The 14,791-nt window shown below is 33.4% G+C and carries 14 protein-coding genes; 8 read left to right on the top strand and 6 right to left on the bottom strand.

Going from position 1 to position 14,791, the window contains the following annotated elements; all coding sequences use genetic code 11:
• Positions 1 to 136 precede the first annotated feature (136 nt).
• On the bottom strand, positions 137 to 838 hold the full coding sequence (locus AC3Y25_RS19080) for a DUF1003 domain-containing protein (protein WP_427872941.1): 702 nt from the start codon (positions 836 to 838) through the stop codon (positions 137 to 139).
• A 190-nt stretch (positions 839 to 1,028) separates the two neighbouring features.
• Here AC3Y25_RS19080 and epsC point away from each other — a divergent pair, with 190 nt between their 5' ends.
• The 3 genes from epsC to AC3Y25_RS19065 all read left to right on the top strand — a co-directional run bounded on the left by epsC (position 1,029) and on the right by AC3Y25_RS19065 (position 3,830).
• On the top strand, positions 1,029 to 1,820 hold the full coding sequence (gene epsC / locus AC3Y25_RS19075; RefSeq protein WP_095930983.1) for a serine O-acetyltransferase EpsC: 792 nt from the start codon (positions 1,029 to 1,031) through the stop codon (positions 1,818 to 1,820).
• A gap of 1 nt (position 1,821) precedes the next feature.
• Positions 1,822 to 2,709 carry a cysteine synthase CysM gene (gene cysM / locus AC3Y25_RS19070; RefSeq protein WP_489903828.1) on the top strand — a complete coding sequence of 296 codons (888 nt, stop codon included), beginning with the start codon at positions 1,822 to 1,824 and terminating at the stop codon, positions 2,707 to 2,709.
• A 134-nt stretch (positions 2,710 to 2,843) separates the two neighbouring features.
• Positions 2,844 to 3,830 carry an aldo/keto reductase gene (locus tag AC3Y25_RS19065; RefSeq protein WP_489903827.1) on the top strand — a complete coding sequence of 329 codons (987 nt, stop codon included), beginning with the start codon at positions 2,844 to 2,846 and terminating at the stop codon, positions 3,828 to 3,830.
• A 68-nt stretch (positions 3,831 to 3,898) separates the two neighbouring features.
• Here AC3Y25_RS19065 and AC3Y25_RS19060 read toward each other — a convergent pair whose 3' ends face one another.
• Entirely contained in the window at positions 3,899 to 4,774 is an 876-nt protein-coding gene (locus tag AC3Y25_RS19060; RefSeq protein ID WP_489903826.1) for a sensor histidine kinase, read from the bottom strand.
• Between the two features lie 330 nt (positions 4,775 to 5,104).
• Here AC3Y25_RS19060 and rlmD point away from each other — a divergent pair, with 330 nt between their 5' ends.
• From rlmD to AC3Y25_RS19045, 3 genes are read left to right on the top strand one after another with little or no spacing between them, the layout of a single operon-like run.
• Entirely contained in the window at positions 5,105 to 6,517 is a 1,413-nt protein-coding gene (rlmD, locus tag AC3Y25_RS19055) for a 23S rRNA (uracil(1939)-C(5))-methyltransferase RlmD (protein ID WP_489903825.1), read from the top strand.
• A 7-nt stretch (positions 6,518 to 6,524) separates the two neighbouring features.
• Positions 6,525 to 7,061 carry a DUF6452 family protein gene (locus tag AC3Y25_RS19050; RefSeq protein WP_095930945.1) on the top strand — a complete coding sequence of 179 codons (537 nt, stop codon included), beginning with the start codon at positions 6,525 to 6,527 and terminating at the stop codon, positions 7,059 to 7,061.
• A complete protein-coding gene (locus AC3Y25_RS19045; RefSeq protein WP_379797760.1) occupies positions 7,033 to 7,878 on the top strand; it encodes a DUF6048 family protein in 846 nt (281 codons plus the stop codon). Before AC3Y25_RS19050 ends, AC3Y25_RS19045 begins: the two co-directional genes overlap by 29 nt.
• A 201-nt stretch (positions 7,879 to 8,079) precedes the next feature.
• Here the strand turns inward: AC3Y25_RS19045 and AC3Y25_RS19040 are convergent, their stop codons facing one another.
• From AC3Y25_RS19040 to AC3Y25_RS19030, 3 genes are all read right to left on the bottom strand, one after another.
• A complete protein-coding gene (locus AC3Y25_RS19040) occupies positions 8,080 to 8,772 on the bottom strand; it encodes an aspartate/glutamate racemase family protein (RefSeq protein ID WP_489903824.1) in 693 nt (230 codons plus the stop codon).
• A gap of 12 nt (positions 8,773 to 8,784) precedes the next feature.
• On the bottom strand, positions 8,785 to 9,021 hold the full coding sequence (locus tag AC3Y25_RS19035) for a hypothetical protein (protein ID WP_095930948.1): 237 nt from the start codon (positions 9,019 to 9,021) through the stop codon (positions 8,785 to 8,787).
• Between the two features lie 136 nt (positions 9,022 to 9,157).
• Positions 9,158 to 10,315: a THUMP domain-containing class I SAM-dependent RNA methyltransferase gene (locus AC3Y25_RS19030; RefSeq protein WP_489903823.1), complete on the bottom strand. Its 1,158-nt coding sequence runs from the start codon at positions 10,313 to 10,315 to the stop codon at positions 9,158 to 9,160.
• Positions 10,316 to 10,452: 137 nt separating this feature from the next.
• Between AC3Y25_RS19030 and AC3Y25_RS19025 the strand changes: the two genes are divergently transcribed.
• Positions 10,453 to 11,217, top strand: coding sequence for a class I SAM-dependent methyltransferase (locus tag AC3Y25_RS19025; protein WP_427872932.1), 765 nt, complete (start codon positions 10,453 to 10,455; stop codon positions 11,215 to 11,217).
• Between the two features lie 92 nt (positions 11,218 to 11,309).
• Complete coding sequence (locus tag AC3Y25_RS19020; RefSeq protein ID WP_095930951.1) at positions 11,310 to 11,978, top strand: ZIP family metal transporter; 669 nt, start codon at positions 11,310 to 11,312, stop codon at positions 11,976 to 11,978.
• A gap of 332 nt (positions 11,979 to 12,310) precedes the next feature.
• Here the strand turns inward: AC3Y25_RS19020 and AC3Y25_RS19015 are convergent, their stop codons facing one another.
• On the bottom strand, positions 12,311 to 14,689 hold the full coding sequence (locus tag AC3Y25_RS19015) for a TonB-dependent receptor domain-containing protein (RefSeq protein ID WP_489903822.1): 2,379 nt from the start codon (positions 14,687 to 14,689) through the stop codon (positions 12,311 to 12,313).
• Positions 14,690 to 14,791: the final 102 nt, after the last annotated feature.

Below are 14,791 nucleotides of genomic sequence, written 5' to 3'. Positions count from 1 at the left end.
TTTAGATTTTAGATTTTAGATTTTAGATTTTAGATTTTAGATTTTAGATTTTAGATTTTAGATTTTAGATTTTCTAAAAGTCGCTTCGCTCCTTTTGGAATTTGGGATTTAAAAAAAATCGAATTTTAAGAAACTTCTATTTCTTAATCTGATCCAAAATATCATTCATCATCTCGATTTGCACTTTCTGAATTTCGATTAGTTCTTGCTGCTGATGCATAATTAAATGATCAATTTTATCATGAATTAATCTAATCTCCAATTCCGATTTCAGGTTGATCATAAAATCTTTTTTAGCGCGATTGCGATCTTTTTCTTCCTGACGGTTTTGGCTCATCATAATAACGGGCGCCTGCAAAGCTGCAACGCAAGAAAGTATTAAATTTAAAAGAATGAATGGATAGGGATCAAAACCTTTGTTTAGAAAAATATAAACATTTGAAGCAATCCAAATCGTAATAAAAACTACAAACGAAATAATAAAAGTCCAGCTCCCGCCAAAATCAGCCACTTTATCGGCCACTTTTTGCCCTAAAGTTCTAGTTTCTTCCTCATCTTCTACAATACTCACAATCGATTTATCTTCTTTTAACGAAGAAATGACATTTTTCTCCATTGCCGAAAGCGCTCCTATTTCACTAGAAAGATAATTTGAAATATATTTCTGGCGGTAGACATTCAATTCATTTATAGAAATGCAATCTTCGGCATTAAAATCGGGATATTCCTTTTTAATCAATCCCAAAATAGGATCATGAATTGCTCTTCCATAAACTTTCTCATTTTCATCAAAAGAATTGCCAGAAATTGCACTCTTAAATGTTGGTTTATTTTTCATTTTAGTATATTTTGAAAGCTAATTTACGCAATTAACTTCTTAAGAATTGCATAAATAAGAACCGTTTAGAATTTGCTTTTTATCACAAATCAAACCTTTCAAAGTAAATTTCTTTCGTTAAATCGTGATTTTATTTCCAAAAAACGCCTTACTTTTAACGTTCCAAAATTATTCATTCATTTTTACCATTGTGACAAAAGACAATATCATACAAAATATAAGAGCTTTAAAGAGCCACTCACACATAAATTACGGTATTAAAACCAAAACAGAAGACTTTACAGAAAAGCTTTTTTACACGCTTTTTGATTCGAATGCGGCACTTGACGAAAGCATTGATGAACTAGAGTTTCGCTTTAAAGAAATTGCGGTTTTGGCTTGTAAAAAACCTCAAAATTTATGCGAATCTATCTGGGATCGCTTTTTGGAGAAACTTCCTGGAGTATTAGAAAAACTAAATCAAGATGCCGAATATATTCTTGAAAACGATCCTGCATCAAACAGCATTGATGAAGTGTACTTGGGGTATCCAGGCTTTTATGCCATTGCAATTTACAGACTTAGTCACGAATTATATCATTTAGACTTATTATTATTCTCTCGATTAATGAGCGAATACGCACATAGAATTACTGGTACAGATATTCACGCTGGAGCCGATATTGCATCGCCATTTTTTATTGATCATGCAACCGGCATTGTAATTGGTGAAACTACCGTTATCAAAAAACATGTAAAAATCTATCAAGGTGTTACGCTTGGTGCATTAAGCGTAAGCAAAGACATGAAAAATGCAAAAAGGCATCCCACTGTTGAAGCCAATGTCTGCATTTATGCCAATGCAACAATTCTGGGCGGAGAAACTGTAATTGGAAAAAACAGTGTTGTTGGAGGAAATGCATGGGTTACCAAATCTATTCCGGAAGATTCTATCGTTTTAAACACCACTACGACTGACGTTAAAATAAAAGAAAAAAAATAACATGAATTCACATAAATTATTAAACCTAATTGGCAATACTCCTTTGATGGAAACGGTCAATCTAGTTAAAAATAAAAATGTAAAACTTTTACTGAAACTAGAAGGAAATAATCCTGGAGGAAGCGTAAAAGATAGAGCGGCATACAATATGATTGCTGCAGCATTAGAAAGAGGCGATATCAAAAAAGGAGATAAATTAATTGAAGCAACCAGCGGGAACACTGGAATTGCGCTGGCTATGATTGCTCAATTATTCGGCATTGAAATCGAACTGGTTTTACCAGAAGATTCTACCAAAGAGCGCACTCAAACTATGCGTGCTTATGGCGCAACAGTTATTCTTACGCCTGCAAGCGAAGGAATTATTGGTTCTAGAGATTATGCAGATAAAAAAGTAGCGCAAGGAGGCTATTTAATGCTGAACCAGTTTGCGAATGATGATAACTGGAAAGCGCATTACAAAACAACAGGACCTGAAATTTGGAATGATACTGACGGAACGGTAACGCATTTCGTTTCGGCAATGGGAACAACAGGAACTATTATCGGGACTTCTACTTATTTGAAAGAAAAAAATCCAAATGTTCAGATCGTTGGCGCACAGCCAAGTGATGGTTCTCAGATTCCTGGAATCCGTAAATGGCCACAGGAATATCTTCCTAAAATATTTGATGCTTCTAAAGTCGATACTGTTGTAGATGTGAGCGAAGAAGAAGCACGAGAAATAACCAAAAGACTAGCGCTAGAAGAAGGTGTTTTTGCTGGTATGAGCAGCGGAGGCTCTGTTGCAGTTGCCTTAAAAATTGCAGAACAATTAGAATCTGGAGTTGTGGTTGCCGTTATCTGCGACCGCGGCGATCGTTATTTGTCTTCGGATTTATTTGACTAAAAAGATACTAAGTTGCTAAGGTTCTAAGATGCTAAGATTTGGATAGTTTAAAAAACTTTGTGCCTTATAATCTCAGCAACTTTAGAAAAAAACTTAGAATCTCAGCAACTTAGAACCTTAGAATCTTAAAAAAAATGAACTACAGAAAACTAGGAAAAACAAACTTTAATATCTCTGAAATTTCGCTTGGCACTTGGCAAGTTGGCGGAAAATGGGGATCGGGTTTTGATGATAAAACTGCCGATGAACTTTTAAATACTGCTATTGATAATGGTGTAAACTTTATTGATACGGCCGATGTTTACGAAAATGGATTAAGCGAAACTGCTGTTGGAAGAGTGGTTCGTTCTCGTTCTGAACGTATTTTTGTTGCCACTAAATGCGGACGCCAAATTAATCCGCATGTGAATGAAGGATATACGCCAAAAGTACTTCAAAAATTTGTTGAAGACAGTTTAAAAAGAACGGGATTAGAAACACTTGATTTGATTCAGCTGCATTGTCCGCCGACTGAAGTTTATTATCGTCCAGAAATATTTGAACTTTTTGATAGACTAAAAGATCAGGGAAAAATTCTTAACCTCGGTGTAAGTGTTGAAAAAGTCGAAGAAGCTTTAAAAGCCATTGAATATTCAAACGTAACAACGGTTCAGATTATCTTCAATTTGTTTCGTCAGCGACCTTCTGAATTGTTTTTCGCGGAAGCTAAAAAGAAAGATATCGGAATTATTGCCAGAGTTCCATTAGCAAGCGGTCTTTTAACAGGTAAATTTGATGCAAAAACAACTTTTGACCCTCAGGATCACCGCAATTTTAATCGTAACGGAGAAGCGTTTGATAAAGGCGAGACTTTTTCTGGAATTGATTACGAATTAGGATTAAAAGCTGTTGAAGAATTAAAAGCTTTATTTCCAGAATCAAAAAATCTAGCTACAATTGCGTTACAATGGATTTTGAGTTTTAATGAAGTAAGCTGTATTATTCCTGGAGCATCCAAAACAGAACATGTTTTATCAAATTTATCGGTTTATGACACTCCAAAATTAACTTCAGAGCAGCTTTCAGCAATGAATAAAATCTATAATGACCTTATCAAACCTTCTGTTCATCAGCTTTGGTAAATCTTTATTATTAAAATATAAAAGGCTGTCAAGAATAAAATCTTACAGCCTTATTTTTTTTTTAGAGTCTAAACGTCGAATTCTATCTTAAATTCTGCACCTTTATTTTTTCCTTCGCTAGATGCGGTCAATCGACCTTTGTTTCTTTCTATGATTTTTTTGCACAAATACAATCCGATTCCTGTCGAACCTTCGTTTGCGGTTCCTAAACGGCTCATTTTGGTGAATTTTTTAAATAATTCCTCAATCTGATTTCGATCAAAACCCATTCCGTAATCTTTTACCGTCATAATCAATTTTGAATCTGCAGAAAAGATTCTTACTTTAATTTCGCTATCAAAATAAGAGAACTTAACGGCGTTGCTTATTAGATTTACCAATACTTGAACCAAAAGCCCCTCGTCTATCTTCAGTTTTGCTTCATTACATTTCAAAACCAAATCCATTTTTATATTTTTATCTAACAAACGCTGTTCGACTTGTTCGTTAATAAAAGGCACAATATTCGAAAACAAAACCGCCTTCACTTCTGGGTTTACTTTTACAACATCGTCTTGTTCTTTTAGCAATTTGATAAAATTTTCGATGTATCTAAATTGCAGTTCAGTCGATTCGCAAATTAGCTCAGCCATATTTTTAACCGATTCTGATGGTTCTTCGCTTATAATAAGCTTCGCTAAACCTTGCGGGTTTCCTGCAAAATTTTTCAAATCATGCGAAAGCATATAAACCAAATCCTGTTTTTCGTTTATAAAATTCTCTGCTTCATTAATAGATTCCTGTATGTTACACAAAAGCAGACCTGCTTCGTCTGTATAATCTGTTGGCAAAGCGGCTATTTTTCTTGAATCTCTATAGTCGTCTAACGCTTTTGACGCTATAGCAATTGGCTTTATCAGTTTATTTAAAACCAAAAGTGTTATTGCCGTTGCCAGCAATGTCATAATTAAAGAAAAAACAAGAATAGAAGCCGATGATACTTTATGTTCAAAAAATAGAACAAAAAATAAGATTCCGATTAAGGGAATATGTATACCGATAAAAGCAACAAATAAAAATTTGAAAGCATAACTTTTTTTAAGAAAGCTGATTTGTGAAAGTTTGTGATACAACTTCATAAAAAGATAAAAATAGCAGGTTAATATGTAATTTTATTGGGATTATTACGAAAACAAAATTAGCTTTTATCCCCAATTAAACTAATATTTTGAAGAATTTCTAAATTTTTTCTAAAATTAAATTTGTAAAAGTTTTCAAAGGCTTATTTTTGCGCTATGGGAAGAAAAAATACAGACAAAATTGTCTTTCATCAAATTCAAGTTCTTGATGCTGGTGCAAAAGGGGTTTCAGTAGCCAAAGCACCTGACGGAAAAGTTATCTTTATTCCGAATGTGGTACCTGGAGATGTTGTAGACGTACAGACACTAAAAAAAAGAAAAGCATATTACGAAGGTAAAGCGGTAAAATTTCACGAATTATCTGAATATAGAGTTGAGCCAATATGCGAACATTTTGGTGTATGCGGAGGTTGCAAATGGCAAAATATGAAATACAGCCAGCAACTTGCATTTAAACAAAATGAAGTTAAAAATCACTTACAAAGAATAGGAAAAATCGAACTTCCAGAATTTGAAGATATTTTAGGTTCTGAGAAACAGTTTTTCTATAGAAATAAAATGGAATTTTCTTTTTCTAACAGCCGTTGGTTAACTGAAAAAGAAATTGGAAGCACTGAAGATTTAGGTAACAGAAATGCTTTAGGTTTTCATATTCCTAAAATGTGGGATAAAATCTTAGACATCAACAAATGTCATTTACAAGAAGATCCTTCAAATGCCATTCGTAACGAAATTAGAGCTTTTGCAAACGAACATAATTTAGCTTTTTTTAATCCGAGAGAACATTCTGGATTATTAAGAACGGTTATGATTCGTACGGTTTCTACTGGAGAAATCATGGTTTTGATTCAGTTTTTTGAAGAAGATAAAGAAAACCGAGAATTAATGCTGGACCATTTATACGAGAAATTCCCTCAAATTACTTCATTACAATATGTTGTAAACGGAAAACCAAACGATACAATTTACGATCAGGATGTCATTCTTTACAAAGGAAGAAACTACATTTTGGAAGAAATGGAAGGTTTAAAATTCAGCATTAATGCTAAATCTTTTTATCAAACCAATTCTGATCAAGCTTACGAATTGTATAAAATAACACGAGATTTTGCTGGACTTACAGGAAATGAAGTAGTTTATGACTTATATACAGGAACTGGAACCATTGCTCAGTTCGTTTCTAAAAAAGCAAAAAAAGTAATTGGAGTAGAAAGTGTTCCTGAAGCTATTATTGATGCTAAAGCCAATGCAGAACGCAATAATATTACAAATTGCGAGTTTTTTGTTGGTGACATGAAGGTAGTCTTTAATGAAGCTTTTATTGCACAGCACGGAAAACCGGACGTTATTATTACAGATCCGCCTCGCGACGGAATGCATAAAGATGTTGTAGAGCAAATTTTAAAAATTGCTCCTAAAAAAGTGGTTTATGTAAGCTGTAATTCTGCAACTCAAGCGCGTGATCTAGCTTTAATGGATGAAAAATACAAAGTAACTCGTGTGCGCCCTGTAGATATGTTTCCGCAAACGCATCATGTTGAAAATGTTGTACTTTTAGAACTTCGATAAAAAATACATGAAAAAATTAATCTCTCTTTTACTGCTCTTCACTTTCGGCTTATCTAGCTGCGAGAAAGATGACATCTGCGATGCCAATACACCAACTACACCAAGATTGGTTATGACATTTTATGATATTTCTAGTCCGACGAAAACAAAAAATGTTACCAACCTAAAAGTTATTGGTGACGGAATGGAAGAAGGGATTGTTTTTAATGAAAGTCTTGCAGAAGATGATTCATTGAGATATGTAACCAGCGGAAGTACGGTATCAATTCCGTTAAAGGTAAATGACACTACAGCAACCTTTAAGTTTATTTACAGTTCGTTAAGCACCACAGCCATCAACACTGATGTTATTAAATTTAACTATAACACGCAAAATGTATATGTTTCGAGAGCTTGTGGCTTTAAAACTATTTTTCAGCTAAAAAATATTCTGCCTTTTGTACATACTGATCCAGACGGAGATACGTTTTGGATGACCGAAGTTGATTTAGAAAACCCTAACATTGAATCTGAAAATGAAACACACATTAAAGTTTATTTCTAGTCTTTCATTATTGTTTTCAATGTTTTTAGGTTATGCGCAGGATGTTCCTGAGATTTCTAAAAATTTGAAAGACACGGTAGCGACTAAAAAGCCAAAAACAGAAACTGTAAAAACGGCAAAACCAGAAATTCAGGAAGCTCAAGCCCTAAAAGATAGCGTTGTAAAAACAGACCGCTACGGACTTCGAGTTGGTGTCGATTTGTACAAACTTACTCGCGGCCTTTATGACAAAGATTATAAGGGAGTAGAATTTGTTGGAGACTGGCGATTAACCAAAAAGTATTTCTTAGCGGCAGAATTAGGCTACGAAGATAAAACTACAGAAGATGACCGTTTGACTTCTTCTGCTAACGGAACTTATATAAAAGCAGGTTTTGACTATAATTTTTATCAAAACTGGCTTGATATGGAAAACCTTATCACAATAGGACTCCGTGGCGGATTTAGTAGTTTTGCCCAAGAATTGCATAGCTATAAGATCTATAACCCAAATCCGTATTGGGGAGAATTACCTCCAATAGCAACAGACAATAAATATAGCGGACTTACCGCTACTTGGATCGAAGTTGCATTAGGACTAAAAGCTCAAGTTGTGAAAAATGTATTTGTTGGTTTCGGTGTTCAGCTTAAACTTCTGACTTCTAATAAAGAACCAAATAATTTCGAAAACCTTTATATTCCAGGTTTTAACAGAACTTATGATGGAAGTTTTGGAATTGGTTTCAACTACACAGTTTCCTACTTTATTCCGATTTACAAGAAAAAAACAATGGCATCTGAAACAGTAAAAAAAGAAGAGCCTAAGAAGAAAAAATAGTTTTTTTTAAAAGGTTCTAAGATGCTAAGATTCTGAGATTCTGAGATGCTAAGTTTCTAAGATACTAAGTTTAAAAAAAAGCGGTAAATTCAAGTTGAATTTACCGCTTTTTTATGTTGTTAAGATTAAAAACTTAGAAACTTAGAAGCTTAGAAACTTAGAAGCTTAGAACCTTAGCATCTCAGAATCTTAGCATCTTTTTTAAGTTAACTGAAAATTAATCGCTGCTTTTGTATGTATTAAAGTTGTATCAAAAATAGGGACACTTAAATCTCCTTCTTTTATTACTAGCGGAATTTCGGTGCATCCTAAAATAATTCCTTCTGCTCCATTTTTGATTAATTCATTTGCAATTTCAAGATAACGCTTTTTTGTTTCTTCGGTTGCAATTCCTCTTCCTAATTCTTCGAAAATGGTGTAATGAATAAAATCTTTGTCGGCTTCGCTTATTGGTATTATTGCTTTAATTCCTTTTTCAGCAAGTTTATCTTTAAAGAAATCCAATTCCATTGTGAATTTTGTTCCCAGTAAACCTACTTTTTTCAAGTCTTTTTTCTGAATTTCAATTGCTGTTTCTTCAGCAATATGAATAAGCGGAAGTCCAATAGCTTGCTGCAGTTTATCTGCAATTAAATGCATCGTATTGGCACATAAAACAATAGCTTCTGCCCCGCCCGATTTTAAAACTTCTGCCGCTTTTAGAAGCATATTAAAAGTAGAATCCCAGTCGTTGGCATCGTTATTCTTTTTAATATCGGCATAATTAAAAGAGTAGATTAGACATTCAGAGAAATTTAGTCCGCCTAGTTTTTCATTAATTCCTTTATTAATTAAAGTATAATAATCAGATGTAGAAACCCAGCTGATTCCGCCAATAAGTCCAATTTTCCTCATATATTTTTCAAATTATCCGATTTCTTTAATCCCTTTTATAAAAAGCCATTTCATAAAAAGCTTTTCACCGTCTTTAGTTCTTACCGCTTGAAATTTAGGTCCAATAATAGTTCCAATTACAAATGCCGTCATCGGAATCCAGATTCCAGTTAATCCCGTGTAAGCCGCAATCAAATATCTAAATAAAAGAAATAAAATTGCAAAAGCAGCCAATTGGTATAAAAAAGCGCGTAGTTGTAGTTTTGACATTTTTTTTGAGTTGCCAAGGTTCTGAGAGGCTAAGATGCTAAGTTTTTTTCCTTGCAACTTATATTCTTAGAAACTTGATATTTATTTAAAATTATTCTTTTTCCCATTTTGCTAAAACTCTTAGCATCTTAGAGACTTAGACTTGAAATTTCGTTCTCTTACTTCCTTCGTACATTTCGTATTTTACCAAACGTGCTTCAAGGCTTCCGTTAAAAAGTTTGATTTTTCTAGAAGGTTTTAATCCTACGAATTTTAAGGCTTCAAGGTTGGCTGTAATAAACCAAGCGTTTGTTCCTGGATAATTCTTCTTTAAAGTATCTCCAATACTAGCGTAGAATTTTTCCATATGAATATCCAAACGCTCATCGTAAGGCGGATTGAAAACAATATGCAGTTTACCTTCTGTTTCTTTTTCTGTATCAAAAAAGTTCTCTTCGTAAATTTTAATGTAATCTTCTAAATTAGCATTTCTAATATTGTCTTTCGCTTTGCTTACAGCACTTGGCGCTTTATCAAAACCTTTAATTGTATAATGAAATTCTCTAGTTTTTTTCATTAAACTGTCAACAATTGTATCAAACAAATCATTGTCCCAATCTTTCCATTTTTCAAAAGCAAACTCTTTTCTGTTAATGTTTGCTGGAATATTGCAGGCAATCATAGCTGCTTCTGCCAAGAAAGTTCCAGAACCGCACATAGGATCCAAGAAATCACTTTGTCCATCCCAACCAGACAATAAAAGAATTCCAGCTGCCAAAACCTCATTAATAGGCGCAATATTAGTAGCCGTTCTGTAACCACGCTGATGAAGTGAAGCTCCAGAAGTATCTAAAGAAACCGAAACCTGATCTTTGTCAATATGAATATTTATACGCAAATCTGGATACTGTTTATCAATACTTGGACGCTGTCCTGTTCTTTCTCTAAACTGATCTACGATCGCATCTTTACATTTCTGAGAAATAAATTCAGAATGATTGAAATAAGTCGAATGCACCGTGCTATCAATAACAAAAGTCTGATTCGCATTTAAGTATTTAGACCAGTTTATACCCAAAATTCCTTTGTACAAAGCCTGTTCATTATTAGCTCGAAAAGAATAAATCGGTTTTAAAACTTTAAGCGCAGTACGCAAAGACAAGTTGGCTTTGTACATAAAACCTTTGTCTCCTTTAAAGCTTACCATTCTCACACCTTTTTCAACATCTTGAGCGCCAAGTGTGCGTAATTCTTTTTCTAATATTTCTTCAAAGCCAAAAAAACATTTGGCAATCATTTTAAAATTTTCTTCCATTTCTTTTTCAATTAAAAAAAGCTAATCGCTATAACATTTTATTATACTGTTATAAATAGGTATCGAAGCGAAATAGTTATTTTTCGGCAAAAATACACTAAATTTGCCGGACTTTTGAATTAATTGAAATAGAATAAATGTCTGTAAAACATAACGCACCAATCCAAAATCAAGAAGATGACAATCAAAACTGGTATTCTTCGTGGTTTGACACGCCATATTATCATATTCTTTACAAGGATCGTAATTATCGTGAAGCTCAGGTTTTCATGGACAATTTAACGCATTATCTTAACTTGCCAGAAAAAGCCAAAGTATTGGATTTAGCGTGCGGAAAAGGCCGTCATTCTATTTATTTAAATCAATTAGGCTACGATGTTTTAGGCGCAGATTTGTCTGAAAACAGCATCGCAGAAGCTAGCAAAAACAGCAATGAAACCCTTCATTTTAAAGTGCACGACATGCGCCAGCCTTTTGAAGAAAAGTTTGATGCTATTTTCAATCTCTTTACCAGTTTTGGCTACTTTGAAAGCGACGAAGACAATCTGACCACTTTAAAAGCAATTAAAGAAAGCTTATCAGAATACGGTTTTGCTGTAATCGATTTCATGAATGTGCCAAACGTTATTGAAAATCTTGTTCCCGAAGAAGTAAAAACAGTTGACGAAATAGATTTTCACATCAAAAGATACGTTGAAGACGGACATATTTTCAAAGAAATTGATTTTGAAGACCAAGGCAGAAAATATCATTTTACAGAAAAAGTAAAAGCACTAACTTTGAAAGACTTTCAGGATTTAATGGACGAGGCTGGAATTTTTCTTTTAGACATTTTTGGAGACTACAAACTCAAAAAATTCCATAAAACCGAAAGCGAAAGATTAATCATGATTTTTAAGTAAATTGGTTAATCGTTTAATTGTTTAACCGTTTAATCGCTAAACAAAAAAAACAATTAACCGATTAAACGAATCAACGATTAAACAAAATAAAAATGAACTATTTATTACCCTTATTTTCTGTACTTTTAGGATATGGCGTGGCTTTATTTATAAAACCAGAAAACAAAAATAATTTAAAATTACTACTCGCATTTAGCGGTTCTTTTTTATTATCGTTAACCGTAATGCATCTTCTTCCAGATGTTTACGAATCGCACAATCATAATATCGGAATCTTTATAATGGTCGGAATTTTATTCCAGATTGTACTTGAATTTTTCTCAAAAGGTGCCGAACACGGACACGTTCATGGGCATGCAAAAATGTCTCAAATTCCATGGCTTTTATTTATCAGCCTTTGCATTCACGCCTTTTTAGAAGGATTTCCTGTAAGCCACCATCATGGTTTAGCAGTAGGAATTGCCATTCATCATCTGCCAATTGCGGTTATCTTAACCACATTTTTCATCAATGCAGATTTAAACAAAAAAGCCATTTTTGCCTTCATGCTGACCTTTGCCATCATGACGCCACTCGGAACTGTAGCCTCAGAATATTTGCCTTTTTTAAGTAAATATTACACCGAAATAACAGCAATCGTAATCGGAATTTTATTCCACATCTCCTCAACCATCATTTTTGAAAGCAGCGAAGGACATAAATTCAACATTGCCAAAGTTTCTATGATCGTTCTAGGAATTTTACTAGCATTCTTTTTATAATCTGAGCGTGCCCAAATTTCCAAAAGGCGCAATTTAACAAACCGCTTACGTGCGCCTTTCGCAAATTCGGTCGGGCTATCCGCATTACTTCGGTAATTTGCTCCTATCCCTCACGCAAAAAAAAGTTTCAGGTTTCAAGTTTCAAGTTTTACTCTCGCGTGTCAGGCTGAGCGGAATCGAAGCCCTTTTGTTAGTTGCCCTTCGACTTCGCTCAGGGTGACATTAGTTTGTTTGAAGTTTCAGGTTGAAGTTCTCTTTACAATGTCAGGCTGAGCGAAGTCGAAGCCCAATGAAAATTATCTAATTATCAAATTAACTAATTATCTAATTCCTTAATTCCCCACCCTTTTCTTCTCGTCCTGATTTCCAAAAGCACGCTCTTTCACATTAATCTTTTTATTTCCGAAATTGTAAACCACAGACAAACGCACAAAACGATTGCTTTCATTTTGACTGTAAACCTGTTTCACACCATTTACAACCGAAGTGAAATCTTTCAAATAAGAAGTATTAAAAATATCATTGGCTAAAAATGCGATTTGAAGCGTTTTATTCAATAAATCCTGTTTAAAACCAATATCAAAACTTGAAGCATAACCAATCTCATACAAACCACTTTTAAAGGGCGAACTATAATTAAAATCAATTTGAAGTTTGGTACTTTTTCCTAATACAAAAGTATTATTCGTCGTAAAATCAATCTGTAAACTATTTGATGGCGTTGCATTAATATCTTTTATAAACTCCGTTTGAGCGCCTAAAAGGTACAAAGTATTTTCACTCTGCCACCAATCTGTAAAAGTGGCCGAATAAGTTTCTCCAATACCATAATTTATATTTTTAAAATAATTTTCACGCGTTACAATCTGTGTATTCGTTTCTGGATTTGAAGTAAACAAAACGCCATAACCATTTGAAACTAAATTCACAAAAACACTGGTTCTCAAAATTTCTTTATACGAATGTGCAAACTCAAAATTATCACTAAATGAAGGTTTTAAAAACGGATTTCCTTCAGAATAACTGTTACTATTAATATAAACTCTAAACGGATTCAACAAATCAAAACGTGGCCTGTTGATTCTTTTTCCATAATTCAAACTAAAAGTATTATTCTCGTTTTTCTTGTACGAAGCATAAACTGTTGGAAACAACTTCAAATAATCATTTACATTTTCCTGATTCATGGTTTCAGAGAATCCGCTTGTTTGTGTGTTCTCCAATCGTAAACCCATTTGCAGATTCCATTTTTCATTTATTTTTTTATCTCCGTTAACATAAAATGCCTGATTATTTTCAGTGTATTTAAATTGGTTAGACTGACTAGGATCTAATTCTGGAGTTCCAGTTATAGTATTGTAGAAAACCACATCGCTTATGCTATTGGTAAAACTCATTTTCGCACCATAAGACAAATTAAAAGTTTCAAACGGATGTTCCATATCGGCCTTAAAACTCCAGTTATCAATATCTTGGTCAGAAATATTTCTTCCTGCCTGATTGACATCAATAAATTCCATATCTGGATTATAATTGTTCGCTATAAAATCTCTATCAAATTTTGAGTTGTAATTGAAATAATCCACATCAAAGGATAATTTCTTTTTTGAATCAAATTTGGTAATCAAATGCGCATTATAAGTCTGATTTTTAGAACCTTTATCTGTAAAACTTTTATTCAATGTAACCTGCTGTAATTCGTTTTGCGTATTGTACTTTTCAATTCTAATATCCGATCCAAAATCAGGATTATTTCTGTCATTCATAAACTGAAAACCAATTGTTGTACGTTCAGATACATCATAGTCTAAAGCCAATTTTCCAGAAAAATTCTCATTTTTAACTTTTGTATCGGCATCCATTGTAGAAAGTCCATCTGGAAAATACATATCTAAATTCTCTATAGCATTTTTATAACCAGTTTTACCATTCACGCTTGCCGAAAATCTAAACTTATTTTTGCTATAAAAGAAATTATCTCTCAAAGTGTAAATTCCATATTTATTCTGGTCGTAAGAAACTGTAATCGAATTTTTCCACGAATCGCGGACTCCTTTTTTCATAATAATATTAATCAGCCCTCCAGTTCCATCCGCTTCATATTTTGCGGGCGGATTGCTTATAACTTCAATATTTTTGATATCTGCAGCCGAAATTGATTTCAAGAAATTGTTCAGTTCTTCGCCAGTCAATTCAATTAAACGTCCATCAATCATGACGCGCGAAGTTCCCTTTCCTAAAATGGTTATTACATCATTTTTCACTACAACTCCAGGCGCAGTATTAATTGCGCTTAAAGTATCGCCGCCAGTAGTTGTAACATTATTTTCTAGATTATAAACCAAACGATCTGTTTTCTGTTCAATAGTTTTCTTTTTAGACTGAACCACAACTTCAACTAATTTGGTTTCGGTTTCTTTTAAAATAATAGTTCCTAAATCGGTGTTTTTGTCTAGTGAAATTTCTTTTTCATAATCAGCAAAACCTAAAAGACTGATTTCAATTTTATAAGAGCCATTTTTTAGGCTGATATCAAAAGAACCATCTTCTTTAGTTGTAGTTCCATCAATAATTTTCCCTTCTTTATTTAATATTGAAATTTCAGCCCATTCTAAAGATTTGGTTTCACTAGTGACTTTTCCTTTTAATGTTGCTTGTGCCAAACAAAATAAAGGCAATAGTAAAAAGATTAGGAGATTTAATTTTTTCATGATTTCTAATTTTAACTTGTTCGATTAATTTGAAGCAAAGTTGCCTTAGAAAATCTTCCTACGCGACCGATAAAAAAAGTCGAACCATTTTCTCAAATAGAA

Source organism: Flavobacterium sp. LK-23, assembly GCF_058135255.1.
The sequence above is the reverse complement of the archived record's forward strand: the minus strand, read 5'-3'. Positions and strand labels throughout refer to the sequence as shown.

Bases quoted from the DNA above. Each gene is read 5' to 3' on its own strand.
- AC3Y25_RS19080 (WP_427872941.1), bottom strand. From the start codon at position 838: ATGAAAAATAAACCAACATTTAAGAGTGCAATTTCTGGCAATTCTTTT.
- cysM (WP_489903828.1), top strand. From the start codon at position 1,822: ATGAATTCACATAAATTATTAAACCTAATTGGCAATACTCCTTTGATG.
- AC3Y25_RS19065 (WP_489903827.1), top strand. From the start codon at position 2,844: ATGAACTACAGAAAACTAGGAAAAACAAACTTTAATATCTCTGAAATT.
- AC3Y25_RS19060 (WP_489903826.1), bottom strand. From the start codon at position 4,774: ATGACATTGCTGGCAACGGCAATAACACTTTTGGTTTTAAATAAACTG.
- rlmD (WP_489903825.1), top strand. From the start codon at position 5,105: ATGGGAAGAAAAAATACAGACAAAATTGTCTTTCATCAAATTCAAGTT.
- AC3Y25_RS19050 (WP_095930945.1), top strand. From the start codon at position 6,525: ATGAAAAAATTAATCTCTCTTTTACTGCTCTTCACTTTCGGCTTATCT.
- AC3Y25_RS19045 (WP_379797760.1), top strand. From the start codon at position 7,033: ATGAAACACACATTAAAGTTTATTTCTAGTCTTTCATTATTGTTTTCA.
- AC3Y25_RS19040 (WP_489903824.1), bottom strand. From the start codon at position 8,772: ATGAGGAAAATTGGACTTATTGGCGGAATCAGCTGGGTTTCTACATCT.
- AC3Y25_RS19035 (WP_095930948.1), bottom strand. From the start codon at position 9,021: ATGTCAAAACTACAACTACGCGCTTTTTTATACCAATTGGCTGCTTTT.
- AC3Y25_RS19030 (WP_489903823.1), bottom strand. From the start codon at position 10,315: ATGGAAGAAAATTTTAAAATGATTGCCAAATGTTTTTTTGGCTTTGAA.
- AC3Y25_RS19025 (WP_427872932.1), top strand. From the start codon at position 10,453: ATGTCTGTAAAACATAACGCACCAATCCAAAATCAAGAAGATGACAAT.
- AC3Y25_RS19020 (WP_095930951.1), top strand. From the start codon at position 11,310: ATGAACTATTTATTACCCTTATTTTCTGTACTTTTAGGATATGGCGTG.
- AC3Y25_RS19015 (WP_489903822.1), bottom strand. From the start codon at position 14,689: ATGAAAAAATTAAATCTCCTAATCTTTTTACTATTGCCTTTATTTTGT.